General features: G+C 41.5%; 19 protein-coding genes. 17 read left to right on the top strand and 2 right to left on the bottom strand.

Translation table 11 applies throughout. From position 1 onward, the window contains the following. The first annotated feature begins 1 nt into the window (after position 1). The 8 genes from JKJ11_RS09330 to JKJ11_RS09295 all read left to right on the top strand — a co-directional run bounded on the left by JKJ11_RS09330 (position 2) and on the right by JKJ11_RS09295 (position 7,278). Positions 2-904 carry a type II secretion system F family protein gene (locus JKJ11_RS09330; protein ID WP_252038042.1) on the top strand — a complete coding sequence of 301 codons (903 nt, stop codon included), beginning with the start codon at positions 2-4 and terminating at the stop codon, positions 902-904. Further along, positions 901-1,749, top strand: a complete 849-nt coding sequence (locus JKJ11_RS09325; protein WP_038230335.1) for a type II secretion system F family protein — start codon at positions 901-903, stop codon at positions 1,747-1,749. Before JKJ11_RS09330 ends, JKJ11_RS09325 begins: the two co-directional genes overlap by 4 nt. 3 nt (positions 1,750-1,752) lie before the next feature. After that, on the top strand, positions 1,753-2,475 hold the full coding sequence (locus tag JKJ11_RS09320) for a tetratricopeptide repeat protein (protein ID WP_006070727.1): 723 nt from the start codon (positions 1,753-1,755) through the stop codon (positions 2,473-2,475). Positions 2,476-2,477: 2 nt separating this feature from the next. Continuing rightward, on the top strand, positions 2,478-2,960 hold the full coding sequence (locus JKJ11_RS09315; protein ID WP_063606277.1) for a TadE/TadG family type IV pilus assembly protein: 483 nt from the start codon (positions 2,478-2,480) through the stop codon (positions 2,958-2,960). Beyond that, entirely contained in the window at positions 2,947-3,507 is a 561-nt protein-coding gene (gene tadF / locus JKJ11_RS09310; RefSeq protein ID WP_252038041.1) for a tight adherence pilus pseudopilin TadF, read from the top strand. The genes JKJ11_RS09315 and tadF overlap by 14 nt, the downstream gene beginning before the upstream one ends. A gap of 4 nt (positions 3,508-3,511) precedes the next feature. Then, complete coding sequence (locus tag JKJ11_RS09305) at positions 3,512-5,116, top strand: pilus assembly protein (protein ID WP_038222150.1); 1,605 nt, start codon at positions 3,512-3,514, stop codon at positions 5,114-5,116. 8 nt (positions 5,117-5,124) lie between these two features. After that, positions 5,125-5,778 carry an OmpA family protein gene (locus JKJ11_RS09300; RefSeq protein ID WP_240205956.1) on the top strand — a complete coding sequence of 218 codons (654 nt, stop codon included), beginning with the start codon at positions 5,125-5,127 and terminating at the stop codon, positions 5,776-5,778. Between the two features lie 105 nt (positions 5,779-5,883). After that, complete coding sequence (locus JKJ11_RS09295; RefSeq protein WP_124939780.1) at positions 5,884-7,278, top strand: hypothetical protein; 1,395 nt, start codon at positions 5,884-5,886, stop codon at positions 7,276-7,278. A 2-nt stretch (positions 7,279-7,280) separates the two neighbouring features. Here the strand turns inward: JKJ11_RS09295 and JKJ11_RS09290 are convergent, their stop codons facing one another. Together JKJ11_RS09290 and JKJ11_RS09285 are read right to left on the bottom strand one after the other, a co-directional pair. Next, positions 7,281-7,796 carry a transglycosylase SLT domain-containing protein gene (locus tag JKJ11_RS09290; RefSeq protein WP_165483436.1) on the bottom strand — a complete coding sequence of 172 codons (516 nt, stop codon included), beginning with the start codon at positions 7,794-7,796 and terminating at the stop codon, positions 7,281-7,283. A gap of 364 nt (positions 7,797-8,160) precedes the next feature. Continuing rightward, on the bottom strand, positions 8,161-9,012 hold the full coding sequence (locus JKJ11_RS09285) for a LysR family transcriptional regulator (protein WP_252038040.1): 852 nt from the start codon (positions 9,010-9,012) through the stop codon (positions 8,161-8,163). A 326-nt stretch (positions 9,013-9,338) separates the two neighbouring features. Here JKJ11_RS09285 and JKJ11_RS09280 point away from each other — a divergent pair, with 326 nt between their 5' ends. From JKJ11_RS09280 to JKJ11_RS09240, 9 genes are all read left to right on the top strand, one after another. Continuing rightward, on the top strand, positions 9,339-9,563 hold the full coding sequence (locus JKJ11_RS09280; protein WP_124939778.1) for a Flp family type IVb pilin: 225 nt from the start codon (positions 9,339-9,341) through the stop codon (positions 9,561-9,563). Between the two features lie 18 nt (positions 9,564-9,581). Further along, entirely contained in the window at positions 9,582-10,022 is a 441-nt protein-coding gene (locus JKJ11_RS09275) for an A24 family peptidase (RefSeq protein ID WP_164491408.1), read from the top strand. Positions 10,023-10,031: 9 nt separating this feature from the next. Further along, a complete protein-coding gene (cpaB, locus tag JKJ11_RS09270) occupies positions 10,032-10,877 on the top strand; it encodes a Flp pilus assembly protein CpaB (protein WP_198557887.1) in 846 nt (281 codons plus the stop codon). Between the two features lie 68 nt (positions 10,878-10,945). Then, positions 10,946-12,238, top strand: a complete 1,293-nt coding sequence (locus JKJ11_RS09265; protein WP_420883076.1) for a type II and III secretion system protein family protein — start codon at positions 10,946-10,948, stop codon at positions 12,236-12,238. Then, a complete protein-coding gene (locus tag JKJ11_RS09260) occupies positions 12,235-12,720 on the top strand; it encodes a hypothetical protein (RefSeq protein ID WP_252038039.1) in 486 nt (161 codons plus the stop codon). The genes JKJ11_RS09265 and JKJ11_RS09260 overlap by 4 nt, the downstream gene beginning before the upstream one ends. After that, complete coding sequence (locus JKJ11_RS09255; protein WP_006070714.1) at positions 12,720-13,955, top strand: CpaE/TadZ family protein; 1,236 nt, start codon at positions 12,720-12,722, stop codon at positions 13,953-13,955. The genes JKJ11_RS09260 and JKJ11_RS09255 overlap by 1 nt, the downstream gene beginning before the upstream one ends. Next, positions 13,952-15,226 carry a TadA family conjugal transfer-associated ATPase gene (locus JKJ11_RS09250; protein WP_006070713.1) on the top strand — a complete coding sequence of 425 codons (1,275 nt, stop codon included), beginning with the start codon at positions 13,952-13,954 and terminating at the stop codon, positions 15,224-15,226. The genes JKJ11_RS09255 and JKJ11_RS09250 overlap by 4 nt, the downstream gene beginning before the upstream one ends. After that, the gene (locus JKJ11_RS09245) at positions 15,226-16,131 is read left to right on the top strand and encodes a type II secretion system F family protein (protein ID WP_006070712.1); all 906 of its coding nucleotides are present in this window, start codon (positions 15,226-15,228) and stop codon (positions 16,129-16,131) included. Before JKJ11_RS09250 ends, JKJ11_RS09245 begins: the two co-directional genes overlap by 1 nt. After that, the gene (locus tag JKJ11_RS09240; RefSeq protein WP_006070711.1) at positions 16,128-16,979 is read left to right on the top strand and encodes a type II secretion system F family protein; all 852 of its coding nucleotides are present in this window, start codon (positions 16,128-16,130) and stop codon (positions 16,977-16,979) included. Before JKJ11_RS09245 ends, JKJ11_RS09240 begins: the two co-directional genes overlap by 4 nt. Position 16,980: the final 1 nt, after the last annotated feature.

Genomic DNA, 16,980 nt, shown 5'->3' with positions numbered 1-16,980 from the left:
CATGCTTTGGTTGTCGTTAGTCCTCTTTGCCTTGGTCATCATTCTTTTGAGAGACTCTAAAGTCAAAAAAGTCGATCAGTTTTTCAACATAGAAGAAGCTGAAGCGGAAAACTTAAATGCTATTAACGTTAAATCGTTGGTGAGAAAGCAGAACTGGCAGAAATTTAAGGAGTCGATTTCACCGACGCTTACCATCTTGGGGCCGCGTTCTTCGCTTTATATAGCTCTTTATATTACAGGCAGCATTATCGCGTCGTGGTATATCGTTATTGAATTATTATCCATGACCAATTCTTGGTTAGTGCTCAGTCTTTCTCTCATTTTCACTGTTTTCGGTTATCGCTTTTTGGTGGGAAGACGGCGACGTGATTTTGAAAACACCTTTCCTGATGCTCTGAATATTCTGATGAGCGCAGTAACGGCGGGTGATAGCTTGATGCAAGCAATTAGTTATGTCGGTGAAGCAATGAACAATCCGATAGGCCGTGAATTTAAGTTAATGGGCGATCGGTTGAGGTTGGGCGAATCACCGGAAGTCGTCTTGCAGCGTTCTTGCAAAAATTACCCTTATCCTGAGTTTTTATTTTTCACAGTGACTATTAGGGCAAACATTGCTCGTGGAGGACAGCTCAAAGGAGTATTAGCTCGCCTTATAAGAGTATTGGTTGATTCTAGGACGCTAGAGAAAAAGAAAATGGCCATGACTTCAGAGGCGAGGATTTCTGCGAAAATCGTCGCGGCTATTCCGCTTATCTTTACCGTTATTCTAAATTACGTAAATCCAGCGAATGTCGACTTTGTTTTAAATGATCCACAAGGTCAGTACGTCTTGTTTTACGTCCTTGGTAGCGAACTCATCGGCTTGTCTATTGTTTGGCTACTGGTAAGGGGGGTGCGCGCATGATGTTATTGACGGCGCTTATCGTCCTGTTTGTTTCCCTGTTATTTCTGATTTTTGAATCTTTGCGAGCAGAGCAGAGGCGTAAGAAGGTAGAGGACTATATTGGTGGGCAGACTTTAAACTCTTCTTCTCGTGTTAATCGCTTTTTTGTTCGATTTGGTAAAGAACACCGACACGAGCTCGAGCAGAAGCTAATCGAAGCAGGCTATTACAACACTGAATGGGCAAGATTTTACTTCCCAGCTAAGTTAGTGGTACTTGCCGTATTGTCGGTTTTAGTTTTAGTGACGGATATGACGGCCAGTAACAAGTTGTTAGCCGTGGTGTTGTCTCTTGTTGCGGTGATTGTCGTGCCTGACATGCTGTTGCAGATGCGACGCAAGATACTCATTGGAAAAACGTCCGCTCAACTTCCTTATCTACTGGACATGATGTCAGTGTGTGTACAAACCGGTATGACCATCGAAGCAGCATTGATCTATTTAGGTAAAGAGCTTGCAGAGTTTGATTCTGATCTTTGCTATCAGGTTAAGCGCACTTCTGATTCTGCCAAAATACATGGTTTAGAAAAAGCACTGAATGACCTCAGTGATCGCATACCTACGCCTGCAGTGCGAAGTTTTGTACTGACTATTATTCAAAATCTGCAATACGGTACTTCCGTGGCGCAGGTACTGAGTGATTTGGCAGAAGATATGCGAAAAGTACAAATTCTAACTGTGGAAGAAAAAGTGGGGAAATTGTCCGCAAAAATGAGTATCCCATTGATTTTGTTCATTATGTTTCCCATCGTGATTCTTATTCTCGCACCGGGAATTATGCAAATGTCCATAAATATAGGAGGGTAACGAGTGATTAGAAAACCGTTCTATATCGTCTTAGTTTTACTGATTTCGCTAGTCGGATGTCAGTCAGCTCCATCTCCAGAGCGTGAGCAACAGGACGAAATTGCCAGTATGGAAAAGGTAAAAAACTATGATGGTTTGATTAGTTACTACAAGTCTGAGTTAGAAAAAGGATCGAAAGATCCTCAAGTCAAAGAAAAGTTGGCTTGGGCCTACTTTCATAAAGGTGACCTAGAATCTGCCGATTTTTACGTCCAGCACTTACAGAAAGAAGGTGTCAAAAATCCTAGTTTGTACCAGCTAGAGGGGCAGGTTTTTGACGCTAAAGACGACACTGATAATGCGATTAATGCCTATTTAGACTCTATTAAATCGGGTAATCAATCCGGTCAAGTTCATGTCTTGTTGGGCGTGTCGTATACCAAGGCTGGGAGCTACAAAGAAGCCTACAAGCAGTTGAATGAAGCAAGATTACGAGGTTATGACGACGTTGTCATTAAGAACAATCTAGCGATGATTCATATGGCAAATGGTGATTACCAAAAGGCGGTAGAAATGCTCACTCCAATCCTCAAAGAAAACCCGAGTAATAAGATCGTAAAAGCAAACTTAGCCATTGCACTTATGAAAGTGCAGCAGGTGGATGCCGCGAGAAAACTGCTAAAAGGTGAGTTTTCTGACCAAGAATTGCGTGATATTAGCGCCGAACTCACTCAGTACCGGAGTTAACAATGAATCGCCTGTACAAGCAAAAAGGAGTTACAACGGTTGAGTTTGCTTTGGGAGCCATCGTACTCATCTTCGCTACATTTGCTATTTTCGAATCGAGTTACCAAATCTACGTCGTCAATATGACCGAGTATTCGCTGAGAGAAACGATTAGGAACACCAAAATCTATGAAGGAAAGGGCATCAATCAGCAATACGAAGCAAAGTTTAAGACGCTTATCGAAGACGATAAAAACTTATGGCACTTCTTAATCGATAGCTCGAGATTTTCTATAGATGGCAAGTACTTCAAAACCTATGACGATTTCATTGCTAACCGAGGGCATTCGAGCCAAGGGTTGAATTTCAATTATGATTTGGCAGAAATCACAGTTACTTATCATTACTCTCCAATGCTCAAGTTTTGGGGAACGTCTGATAGCACCATCTCTCGTACTATGGTGCTCAATTTAGAACATGAGGGGTGGAAAGATGACGCTCCATAACCACGGTGTACGTTCCAAACATCGCCAAAAAGGGTCCTTCGCGATCGAATTAGCGTTCGTCATGATGGCTCTGTGCGCTGTCTATCTCTTTTCGACAGATTTGAGTCATCAGCTTCTAGTTCGAGCCAAGTTGGATCGGTCTAGCTTCGCGCTCGCCAACGTGATCAAAGAACGTACTCGCTATTTCGATGCTGATGTTGCTGCCGGAAAGAATCTAGCAGTAACCAGCTCTGATTTGGTCAACCTTACTCAAGTTGCGAGTCGAATGCTAAATACAGCGCCTGGAAACGTAGCACTTAAAATTGAATCGCTGACCAATAAAACGACTGTGGTTGGGTTTACTAGTAACAAATTTAATAGCTTAAATTGTCAGACTGACTCACTCCAAGATCACGCTGATTTAGCTCCGGTGGAAAAAGGGGTTATCTATCCGCTGTATCGAGTGAGCATATGTCAGCAACAACACTCTTGGTTTGAACCCTTTATAAATGGCGGTACTAGTACCACCGTCAAAATTGTTTCATCCTCAATATTGCCCGGGAGATAGTGTAATGAGAATGCAGCGTTATCAGCATCGAAGTCTCCGTCGCCAGAAAGGAGTCGCCGCAATTTGGATGGGATTGATGCTTGTACCCATAATGGGATTTACATTTTGGGCAGTCGAAGGGACGCGTTATGTTCAGGAAACCAGCCGTCTAAGGGACGCTTCTGAAGCTGCTGCTTTAGCGGTAACCATTGAAGATCAACCAACGCTCGCTAACAATCTTGCGACTAAATATATTGAAAACTACGTGCGCGATATCAAGTCAACGGCACTGACCGCGCAGCGATTTCATCAGGCAGAGAACCAAAATGCAGGTGTTCTGGAGTATATCCAATATACAGTTAACGCTAAAACGACACATGATTCTTGGTTTGCGAGCAGCTTTATTCCATCATTCGGTGACCAGCAAGATCTAGCAGGACGCTCCTTGGCGAGAAAATACCCAGTCTATCTGGGGGATAATAATATCGATATCGTGTTTGTTTCCGACTTTTCTGGTTCAATGAATAGCCGATGGGGTACTAATCGAAATAGAAAGATCGATGACCTAAAAACAGCCATTAATCAGATATCAGACAAAATTCTTTGTACATCAATTCGCCGTGACCAAGTAAACGGTAATGTGGAAGATGTATGCGATGAACAAGGACAAGACTCGACAGCAAATAAACTGCTTAACCGTGTAGGTTTCGTTCCGTTCAACATTCGCACTAGAGAAGTCATATCTTCTCAAAATGCTAGGTCAACGAGTCAACTTAGCTACAGAAACGATACTCACGCTAATCGTTCTACATACACTTACAACCAAGTACCATGGGATGCCTGGCGCGGTGAGTCGTGGAATCAAGTATCAAGCTGTGCCAATAATCCGGGGAACTGTAAACCTGTTAGAAACTGGAGTTGGAATCGTCGTCAAAACTGCTACTACAATGCCCGTTGCCCACAAGAGGCGCTGAATAACCAGCAATATGCAAAACGAATAAATGATGTTCTGTCGAGAAGTTACTACTATCCAGATGATTACAATTATGTTGACTTCAATCAGACAGTATCCACTATGTTTAGCGACAAGTCAGGGTTGTCATCTAACTATTATCGAATTAACGGCGTCCAATTGTTCGCGGGTTTTGGTGACCAAAGCTCCACACAGTTTCACAATATTGCGTTAACTAACAAACTATCCGATCTCAATGCCATTTCACCAATGTGGGCGAACGGAAGCACCGCTGCATTCCAAGGAATCTTGAGGGGAGCGCAAATTCTTAAGCAAGGCGATCCCAATAGTTCCGATCAAGATAAGCAGCAAGCCTATACAAAGAAAATAAAAATGCTGCTCATATTAAGTGATGGTCAAGAGAGCCCTAACAACGGCATTTTGAGGGGACTGGTGAATGCTGGCATGTGTAATAAAGCAAGACAGCAAATACCCGGTTTATACATAGGCGTGATAGGTATTAACTTTCAAGCGTCTCAACAAAGTGGTTTTCAAGACTGTGTAGTTGACCCCAACGAAGACATTATCGACGTATCCAACCTCGATGAATTGATTAAGAAGATAGAAGAACTCATCCGCAAGGGCTCTAAAACAAGCGGAATAACTAAGTTGTACTAGAGGAAAATATGAAGAAGTTAGTGATTGGTGCACTTGTCATGTCGATGTTGCCATACAGTTTGGCCGCGAGTGCAGGAGAGGGGCAAAGCGTTTATTGCGATAACACTTTTAATGAATTTCAGCACAGTGTGACAGTAGGGAATATCACAGGTATTGCGCAGCATCGAAAAGGCTTTTTGCAAATAGAACAAAAGTCAGATGACAGTGACTTAAAAAAGCTGTTGGCCGGGAAATCTAGTCTTGCTTTAAGTCAGTCAGGCTGCACCACTTGGATAGGTGATGAGCACGGAAAGGCTAAACAAGGAGGCTTAGTGGCACGTCTTCATTTTGGTTTTGACCAAGCCAATCTCACTCCCATGGGCGATGAAGCATTAAATCGTTTAGCAGATACGCTAGGGAAACAGGCTAGTAATATCACTATAGACGGGCACACCGACAGTACTGGACCCGAAGGGTATAACCAAGCACTTGGGCTGAAAAGAGCGTTAACAACCTCAGATGGCCTAATCTCAAAAGGCGTGGATAAGAATCATATTGTTGTGCGTTCCTTTGGCGAAACCAAGCCGATTGCGACCAACTCGACGACAGAAGGGCGAGCGCAAAATCGACGTTCGGAGATATGGGTTTCTTCCGGTAGCACGGTTAAATCAGTGAACAAATGATTCAATAACTAAGTGGTCATCTTGTCTGTTTAGGGAAGTTGCCACATCAAACTGAATGGAGTCATGGTGGATAGCAATAGAGTGGCAGTGGATAGATACAAAAGAATGATCGCCATTATGGTTGTGATGACTTGGAGTGGTGTCGTTGCAGCGTCGGAGCTTATTGATTTTGAAGAACGAGACAAGTTAAACAACATTAACTCTTCGTATGAGCAGCAATACAGTGAGTTGAGAATCGATGAGAATATAGCTCGATTTAATAAGTTGAATGCAGACATTGAATCAACCAAGATCAAGCTCGACAACAATATAGAAATGATAAAATCAGAGACGTCTAGGCTTAAGGATAAACTGGTGGAAGGCGTCTACGACGAATCGTTGATTCTGACTCTTCGTAACTTATCAGCGAAAGTCAACTCAATGAAGCATCAGATAGAGACTGCAGGAAAGCAACTTGCTGAAACTAAAAAAGAACTGTCTCATGGCCAGCAACAAGCCGCTCAGGTTGAAAGGGTTAAGAATGATGCAATTCTCGCTCTATATGAGCAAATAAAAAGCCGTCATATGAATGAAGCTAAGCAAGTAGTTAAAGATACATATGAGGGTAGTTTGCAATGTAATGTGGCGGAGAGCCTATCGACTTGTGTAAACCGAAATCTACCGTCGATAAAAAATGCATTTGTAATTAGCAAAGGTGGTTTATCTCGTATTAAACTCACTGGATTCAGAGTGGTCGATGCAACACAAAGGTTAAATGGTGATTTAAGCTTCATTGCTGATGCGAGTTATAAACACAGTTACAGCACTAACACTGAAGTTGAGCTTAGGAAAGCACTAAACTTGGATAATGTGCGTTTTGTGTTTCGATCTAACTCCTCTAAAACAAGTTTTTATATTAACGACCAGAAGGTCGGTTCTGGTGAACGTGTTGATGTAACTGGTAATTATGTTGGAGTCTACAGCGTGCGTGCTGTAAATAATGGAAAAGCACAGTCGCTAAAACTCAACTTAAAGAATGGTGGAGATTATTTCTTCCCATTTGCTAGCAAAACAAGCTCGGACAAGCTTGTTTTAAAGGAAACGAGCAATGCGATCAGTCGTACCATACCCAGCAGTCATAAAACAAAGTTTACTAAAAGCGTTCTAAATCCAAGCAAGATTAAGGAAGCGACATCAGCTAGTTCAAAAAATGAAACGCATTATACTAATAAGGTAATTTATAAAGATCAGGCATTTACCTATTTATCACCGAGATTTCAGGGGAACAAAAAGTCTCATGATCTATTCCTAAATCGTGAAGACGCTATTCAATATTGTGAGCAACGTTTGTCTTCTAAACTACCAACGCAAGCCGCTTATCAGTATTTAGAGCTATATACGGACCTTGCACCTGGAGATTATTGGACTCAAAAAGGTAAGGTGTATTCTTCGGAAAAACATGAAGAACTAGATAAAGCTTTTGATACTAATAGGTTTATTTGCATGGTAAGTATGAACTAACCTTATCGGTTTAGATATCGACTTTGCATTTCTACGACACGCGCAACATAGTTGCGCGTTTCTTTTATTGGAAACTCTTTAGTCAGCTTAACATAAAGTTGCTCAGTAGTGAGTTGACTGACTCTAAAAGTAAGGTGTGATAAAGATTGGGTATCGAATCCATATTTCATCAGATTGCTAAGGCCGCAGTTGTAAGCTGCTATGACGAGTAGCTTTCTAGAGTTTCGATCTCTTATATTGCGAAGGTACACGGTATCAAGAATACTAAGGTAAGCAGTTCCGATATCGATGTTAGTTGTAGGGTCAAAGATTTGCTGAATGGAATAGCTCACACCCCCTCTGTATCTTTTTGCGACTTCTTGCGCCGCTCCATCTTCTGTTATCTGCATTAGTCCGTACGCATAAGCAGGGCTTTGTGCTGTAGGATTAAAATAACTTTCGACATGGATTACAGCATAAATCAAACTGGCATCAACGTTCCATTTTTCTGAAGAAGCGCGGATAATTGGTTGATACAAAGTGCTCTTAACACCACCCGCTGTGATATTGGGCGAGGGGAGAGGTTGATTTTGACTCCTGCCTCCACGAAGTTGGATAATATTATGATTAGACTGAGATGGATTAATTGTAGTCAATCTTGATTTAGCTGAGCTTTGACTCTTGAGTTTCTCTGAAGAAGAACTGTTGTCCGAGACAACCTCTATGTATTGCTTTCCATACACTTTATTTTGATATAGTAGAAAAACTACCGTTAACAATAGGTACAGGATACTACGTGAAATTATTAGCATAAGAGAATAGCAAGCAAGAAACCTAAAATTTAAGCTTAGCGTTCTTTTGAAAAATGGAGTGTATTGGTTTTGATACTACTAAGGAAACATGTTATTTCTTTCTTAATCGATCATGTAGCCATTGATGGTGAATGCTGTAATCACCATGTTGAGACCAAATTAGTGATGCATATATCTGTCGGCCAAATAGTAATGTTTGATCGTTAATCATCATAATTGAATCTCTTTTTATATGATTTTCAACAAGGTGCTGAGGAAGAAACGCTATTCCTTTTTTTGCTAAACATAGCTCTAGAATTGTAGAGGTATCATCCAGAACCCAAATATTGTGCCGAGCAATACTGGAGATATCAATGATGTCTTCGCTACCGTCGATGAGCAAAAGCCTTGCGGATATATAGCTATTGGTTTCAGAGAAATCCTTATGTGCAATCCAATGACAATTAACCAAGAATAACTCATCGACGTTGAAGTCAAACTCTGTCTTATGGTAAGGGTTTCCTATGGCGATATCTATTTGATGGTTGTTAATATATTGCCCAAGGATATAGCTCGGTTTTGTGACAACTGTAAGTTCCGTATCAGGATATATTTCAGAAAATTCCATCAGTGTGTGCTTGACATTATGGTCAAACACGAGTGGGTCGATACCTATCCTTAATTTACTTTCATCTTTAAAGCTCAGTGCTTCTGCAACATTAATAAGCTCCATATATTTTGACACAATCGGTGTTGCTAATTGAAAGATTTTCTTTCCTCGAGAAGTCAGTTCAATAGAGTTGTTTTTTCTCTCTAATAAGTCATAACCAAGCTCATTCTCTAGGTTTTTGACGGCGCCACTAATAGTTGACTGAGATTTAGCAAGTTTTCTGGCGGCCTTGCTAAATGAACCATTAGTAACAACGGAGTGAAACGATAGCAAATTGTCGAAAGGTAGTTTCATACATACGCTCTACGATAAGGTAAAGTAACGATTTAAGCGTAACAGTCTATTTGCAAATAGAATGTCATATTGAGAATAGTGTGATTTGCGTCACACTATAGATGGGCGATTTGAGATTTTAATTTTTAATGAGAATTAAGAAATTGAAAAGTAAGATATTGAAAATTGCGAAGGTTTAGTTATTCCTAATTATAAATTACTAAAAATAGTTTATTTATGTTTCTCAAACGCTATCGGTAATTCCGATAGCGTTCACTTTTGAGACGGTGATCCAATGCCTACCTTTACTAATGCCAAGGGCAAACAGTCATAAAAGGAATAGGATTATGTTGATGACATTATACGTAAAAGCTTTGTCATTTTTGACCACGCTTAAGAATGATGAACGCGGTGTTACCGCAATTGAGTATGGGTTGATAGCGGTGGCTATGGCTGTACTCTTGTCTGCAGTTTTGGTGTTTGGTGAAGGTAATATGCTCGGAGAGCTTCAACAAGCGTTTGATGCAATATCAGGCGACATTAACACCACTACTGGTTTAACCGCCCCTTAGTTGCACAGTGGTGATCTAGTGTTTAATAGCATTCTGCTAGCATCAATCGTTGTTCTATTGGTACTGATTTCAGTTTCTGATATTAGGAAAAGAACAATACCAAACTCTTACATCGCGATGCTAGCAGTATTGTCACTATCACTTGGGTTTCAGTATTATTCACCAGAATATCTTTTCAATTACTTTCTTCTAATTACCATTCTGCTAACGACTTTCTATTTTGGCTGGATGGGTGGTGGTGACGTTAAGTTAATAGCAATATTAGCGTTGGCATTACCTAGTGTTATAACAGTAGTAGCACTTTGGTTAACGATGATATTTGGTGGTGTATTAGCCGTCGTTCGATTATCGCAATACCGCTTTAGCCTAATTTCAGCGAAGAAAGATCAACGCGGATTACCCTATGGAGTTGCAATATCTATGGGTTTCTGCTTACCACTGATATATATTTATATATAGGTAAACATTATGAAGTCGAAGATAATATTTGCTGTCGCATTTCTAGCAATATTAATTGGGGTTCTTGGCGTTTATTCAAGCATGAATAAGCCCCTACAACAGCCAGTGGTAGAAGAAAAACAAGCAGCGACTCCTACCATCGAACCAAAAGCAGAATATGTGACCGTTTGGAGGTCTACCGAATCTATTTCTAGAGGCGAGCCAATTAATTCATCCAAGATCAAGCGAGAGCAATTATTACTCACTTCTGCTCTTGATGAAGGTATTCGATCTGATGTTGAATTGGATTTTGACCCTACAACATTATTCAATACCCCCATTTCGTCGGGTCAGCTTATTCTTCCCGAGATGCTCACTAAAAAAGATGCCCCAGGGTATATTGATCTTCTTGTTACCGAAGGAATGACACTTTACCCACTTGTGGTGAGCAGTAAAAACCTTATCAGCGACTTTATTCGCCCTGGAGAACATATTGATATTCTTACAGTAAGCTCTCCTAAAGATAACTTATCAGGAAAGCGTGAGAAACCAATTAAATTTAGAGGCGTCACAGCAACCCTATTTTTGCAAAATATAAAAGTGTTAAACATGGGCGGTTCGGAAGAAGAGCAAAGTGTTAAACCAGTATCAGAAAACAAAGAGGATGGTTTCACCACCATTATTATTGAAATCCCACCAGAGGAAGTGGCTCGGTTAGCTCTTGCGCAACGAACGATGCATCTCGAAGTTTATCGAAGCCGTGAATATCAAGAGCCTGTATATGCGGATGTCAGAAATGTTATGGACAACTATATTGGCGTAGAGGAGCTAAGGGGCTCGCCCTCAGGAAACGACCGTTTTGGAGGGGATTTGTAATGGACTACAAAATAATGAGGTATGGATATCGTCTTACCGTAATTTTACTGAGTTTCTTCTTATCATCAATGGCTTATTCGGGTGAAACTTACATAACTGTAAATGATGCTAAAAATATAGAGCTTAGTGAGAGAATCACTAAAGTTTTTGTAAGTGATCCCGATATTGTGGACTACAACGTTATTAATGAAAACTCCATCGTAATATTCTCAAAAGCTGTCGGTCAGGCAAGGTTGATGATTTATGGCGAATCAGAAAAATTGCTCTATTCCGAACGCATCATAGCTGACATAGACCTGAGTCAAGTGCGTCGCCAAGTCGCGCTATTGTTCCCTGATACTAGTGTGAAAATTGAGTCCGTAGGTAACCAAGTTGCAGTGAGTGGTATCGTAAACTCTGAAAGAGAAAGAGACGATATTTATCGACTTGTTGCAACTTTACTCGGTCGAGAAAAACTAGAGAAATGGGATAAAGTCCAGAAGCTAAAGTTCCAGAACGACAATATTTCTATCGAAGAACCAGAGAGTATGATCTTTGAGAGGAACATGACGTGGGATGGGATAATAGAACGACTTGAAGTGGCGACCGTGCAACAAGTCAATGTAAAAATATCCGTAGCCCAAGTGACTGAGCGTTTCGCTGAGACGGTAGGTGTCGATTGGTCTTCGTTTGGTGCCAACGTTGGCCAGTTCTTGTTCCAGCAATTTGAAGCTGCAGACTTAACAACTCTCATTACTGCGCTTGGCAATGAAAACGTCGCACAAGTACTTGCTGAGCCCAATCTAACTGTTATCTCAGGCGAATCAGCAAGTTTCCTCGTAGGTGGGGAAGTCCCGGTGATTGTCTCTACCAATAACAACGTAAATATCACCTTTAAAGAGTTTGGTATCAAACTCGACCTTACCGCAAAAGTGCTAACTGAAGAAAAGATACGAATGCAGCTTTTTCCAGAAGTAAGTGAAATTGAGCGTTATATCAGAGCCGCGGGTATTGAGGTGCCTCAATTAGCGACACGCAGAGCTATGACCACCATAGAGCTAGGTGATGGTGATAGCTTTGTGCTCGGTGGTCTTATGAGTAGTGCAGACTTTGAAGAGATTCAAAAAACTCCCCTCATTGGCGATATACCAGTACTTGGTGCGGCGTTTAGAAAGTCTTCCACAGACAGACGTCGAACAGAACTGATCATTGTCGCAACGGTGAACTTAGTTAAGCCAATGAAAAGAAAAGACATCCAACTTCCGTACATCACCAAAACCAATACTTTACGCCGTTGGTTGAATATCTCTGAGCCTGAAGAAACGAATGAAGGGTCAAGCCCTACGATTGAGCTCTTATCCAAAGGAGGGTTTATCCAATGAATATTTCAATAAATACCTCAGTTTGGTTACTGCCTTTGTTGCTACTTCTGGGATGCAGTGAACGTTACTACAACGGAAAAGGGGCGGAGTATCTTGTTTATCCAGAGACCCATGTGTACGAGTTTACGGCTAGAGACAAGGTTGAAGCAACGAAAAAACTGGCTCAAATCTTTGACACGATCGACGACATTGATACTGGTCCAACTTATGTCATTGAATACAAAAATAATACTGCAAAGTCGATCTTGAAGGATTCGATGAAAGACCTCAAATATCTACCTTATCGAGCGGACGCGTTTTCAATGACCAAGAACGGTGCTCTCAGCTCAGATATCAAGGTGATAGTGACATTTCATAATTTAGCTAAAGCCAAATGCAAACCGATTGAAATCGAAACTCAGAATAGCAGCAGGAATTGTTTTTCAGAAGCGGCAAGAGTTCAGCAGGTGGCTCATAAAGAACGTCTGGTGGAGGGAATCTAATGTTCGATATCACTAAAAAACTTCCGGAGTCAAACAAACCGCAAGTTGGAACGTCGAGTTCCAATATTACTTGCTCGTTAGTTTATCAAACGGATGAATGTCGAAATTTGGTGGAAGAGCTGTTTGAGTTTGAAGGGTGGGATTGCCCCACTGGTATACAACAACATAAAGCAGACAGCGAGTTCTATTCGAAACAAGAGAGTAACTTAATTCTCTTGGAGCTAAATGAATCATCGAATGTTGTCTCGGATGCGCAAGCGGTAGCGGCTAAACTTCCAACCCATAAAGGCGTGATCGTTATAGGTAAAGAAGATGCCATCTCGACGCTGAGAAGCTTGAAAGAGATGGGCTTCTACTATCTTTTTTGGCCTATTAACAAGTATGAGTTCGCTGAGTTTGTAATGCATGTTAACAATGACTTGAAAGCTCAAAAAGGGGTGAGTAAAGAAAGGAGAGCGAAGCGAGTAGCGGTTGTAGGTAGCAAGGGTGGAGTAGGTACGTCGTTTATTGCTACGGAGCTTGGGAACAAACTGGCTGGCGAAGGCGTAGACACTATATTAGTTGACCATCAGTACAATGGAAGTGGAACCGATGTCTTATTAGGTCTTACAGAGTTTTCTGCGAGACAGGTCGATGAGCTATCTGTCCCTCTCCACGAGCTTGATTTGGAAGGAGCGTTAAGCTACCTAACTTCGGTATCTCCTGAGCTTCGGTTGTTGTCGCTTCAAGGAAGTGCAGACCAAAAGGATTTGTTGAATTACAACCAAACACTTTGTGAACTTTTAGTTCATAACACTAACTTCATTGTAGAGGATTATTCGGGCAGCGTTGATTTCCCACTCGATTGCGACATGTTAGTAAGAAATTACGATGTTATCGCCATTGTCATCGAGCCGACAGTTACCGCAGTTAGAAAAGCTAAAGCACTTATTTCAGATATTGATACCTCGCGAGACCTAACCAAGAAACGGACTCGAATTGTTACTGTGGTAAATCATCACCGACCTAATAATAACTTCCCAATCGCACATGATGATGTCACAAAATTTCTGGGCGCAAGCGTCGATTTGGACGTCGAATACTGTAAACAACTTGCTCATCTTCAAATCGATGGCAAGCGTGTGTACAAGCATGATCGTTCTGTGAATCGATCCATTGACCAGCTGGCGCGTTTAGTTAACGGCCAACCAATTAACACTAATAGGGGCATTTTACAAAGGTTGGGATGGAGATGAGTTCAAACAAGGAAGTCTACGTAGCGTTTCGGTCGCAAATCTTTGAAGCATTGGATCCTGAAGCAATACAAACGCTAAGTCAAAAAGAGGTTGAGAATCAAATTCGCAATGCTGTGGATGTGCTTGCGAACAACTTCGAACGTCCGATTACAGCGATGATGAAAAGTGGCCTCGTTAAAAGCATGATGGACGAGTTGTTTGGACTTGGGCCCATTCAATCGTTAGTTGATGACCCAACCGTAACCGATATATTGGTCAACAGTGCAACAGATGTGTTTTTCGAGAAAAACGGCAAACTACACCGCTCTGATATTTCATTTGTGAGTGAAGAACAGGTTTTAGCCATTGCGAAACTTATTGCTGCTAGGGTTGGTCGACGCGTTGATGAGCTCTCTCCAACCGTCGATGCTCGACTGGAAGATGGGAGCCGTGTAAACATTGTTATTCCTCCTATTGCCCTTGATGGCACTTCTATCTCCATTCGAAAATTCAGAGAACAGAACTTTGGCGTCGAAGAGCTTGTCGAGATAGGTTCGATGTCATTAGACATGGCGAGAGTACTATCTATAGCCTCACGTTGTCGGATGAATATTCTCATTTCAGGTGGTACGGGTTCTGGGAAAACGACGTTACTTAACGCCTTATCGCATTATGTCGAAGACGATGAACGCATCGTAACGATAGAAGATGCAGCGGAGCTACGATTACAACAGCCTAATTTGGTGAGACTAGAAACTCGCTCAGCCAGTATTGAGGAAACGGGCGTAGTGACGCAGCGGGATTTGGTGATAAATGCGCTGCGGATGAGACCGGATCGGATCATACTTGGGGAGTGTCGTGGCCCTGAAGCGTTTGAGATGTTGCAGGCCATGAATACAGGCCATGATGGCTCAATGTCGACGCTTCATGCTAACTCTCCTCGAGATGCCATTAGTCGTGTTGAATCTATGATAATGATGGCTAACCTCAACCAACCTTTAGATGCCATAAGGCGTTCTATTGTCAGCGCAGTCCAACTTATTGTGCAAGTAAATCGATTGAGAGACGGTTCTCGAAAAGTCACTAGCATTTCAGAAGTTGTTGGCCTAGAGGGCGAGAATGTGGTGATGGAAGAAATCTATCGCTTTAAGTATGAAGAGTCAGGCTATGGTGAAAATGTCAAAGGATCGTTTCTTACTCAAGGGATTATGCAGCGTTCTGAGTTGGTGAAAAAGTCACAGTTCTACGGTTTATACGAAGAGCTGATGATGTCTTTTAATGGAGTAAGATAATGCTTATTTGGATCTCGTTCATATTACTCGGTGTCGTAGCAATGCTTTTGGCCATGGGCAAGAAGGACAAGGTCGCGCAGTATTTCCCTGACACAGGCACGCAAGAAGAACTAACCTCTGCGATTAACTTAGGTACATTAGTGCCTAAAAAAGGGATCAAGCAAGCTCAAGAGTCATTTAAATTCTCAGTTCAAACATTGGGACCACGTGCCAACATCATGGTCGGGCTGTTCGTTGTGGCTAGTGTGGTTGCTGCTTGGTACATTGCGTTTGAAGTACTGAGTGCTAATCAGATTGTTGTCTTTGTCGTCGCACTGTTAGTGTTTTGGTTTCTAGGATACCAATGGCTATCAAATCGTCGTCGAGTTCAGTTTCAACAAACGTTTCCGGATGCACTTAATGTGTTAATGAGTGCGGTGACCGCGGGTGAAAGCCTAATGCAAGCCGTCAGTTTTGTCGGTCAGAATCTTGATAATGAGGTAGGTAGGGAATTCAAAAATATGGGGGATCGGCTCAAGCTCGGTGAGTCGCCAGACCAAGTGTTGCAGCGTGCCGCTAAGCGTTTTCCTTATCCTGAGTTTATCTTCTTTACTATTGCTATCAGAGCGAATATGAGCCGAGGAGGTCAGTTGAGAGGGGTCTTAGCGCGCCTGATTCGAGTCTTAGTCGACGCGAGAACAATGGAGACTAAGAAAATGGCGATGACCTCTGAGGCAAGGATCTCTGCCAAAGTTGTCGCAGCAATTCCTGTTATTTTTGCAGTCATACTCTATAACGTGAATCCCGATAACATTAACTACATCCTCCATGATCCCAAAGGTGTTTGGGTATTGTATTACGTTGTAGGTAGTGAGCTTGTTGGCCTGTTTATCGTTTGGTTATTGGTTAAGGCGGTAAGATTATGATCATTTTGATGAGCTTATTAGTGATTACTTTAACCATTACCTTTTTAGTTTTTGAAATGGTAAAGGTCAATGGCAGACAGAAAAAAATCAAGTCATTTATTTCTAAGTCACAAACACTAAGCCCAGTAAAGAGTAATCGTATAATTATTGGCTTTGCGAAAGAACAGCGAAAGGAACTAGAGCAGAAGTTACTTGATGCAGGTTATTACAACAAAAATCTGGCAAAGTACTATCTACCCACTAAATTTGCTGTCGCAGTATGTATATCGTTAGCAATATTATTCTTAAATATAGCAGTGCTTTATAAAGTAGTTGCAGTTGTCGTTGTTATGATAACGGTAATAATTCTTCCAGATATAATTCTCGATATCAAAAAGAAGTTAATGGTCAGAAAGATTTCACGAAACTTACCGTACGTATTAGATATCATGTCTGTATGCGTTCAAACGGGTATGACAATCGAAGCTTCTTTTGATTACTTGCATAAAGAATTGGCGGCATTTGATAGTGATCTTAGCTATCAAATCAAGAAAACATCAGATGCAGGAAAAATCCATGGCATTGAAAAAGCACTTAATGACCTAAACAATCGCTTGCCGGCGCCAGAGGTCCAGAGCTTTGTTTTAACCATAATTCAAAACCTTCAATACGGTACATCGGTTGCCAATATTTTGAGTGATTTAGCTGAAGATATGCGTCGGATTCAATTGTTAAAAGTTGAAGAGAAGGTTGGGAAACTCTCTGCCAAAATGAGCGTTCCTTTAATACTTCTCATTATGTTTCCAATCGTAATTTTAATTCTTGCACCTGGAGTGATGCAACTAGACTTCACGGACCTAAGGAAATGAT

It is taken from the genome of Vibrio sp. SCSIO 43133 (assembly GCF_023716845.1).
GTDB classification, from domain to species: domain Bacteria; phylum Pseudomonadota; class Gammaproteobacteria; order Enterobacterales; family Vibrionaceae; genus Vibrio; species Vibrio mediterranei.
The sequence above is the reverse complement of the archived record's forward strand: the minus strand, read 5'-3'. Positions and strand labels throughout refer to the sequence as shown.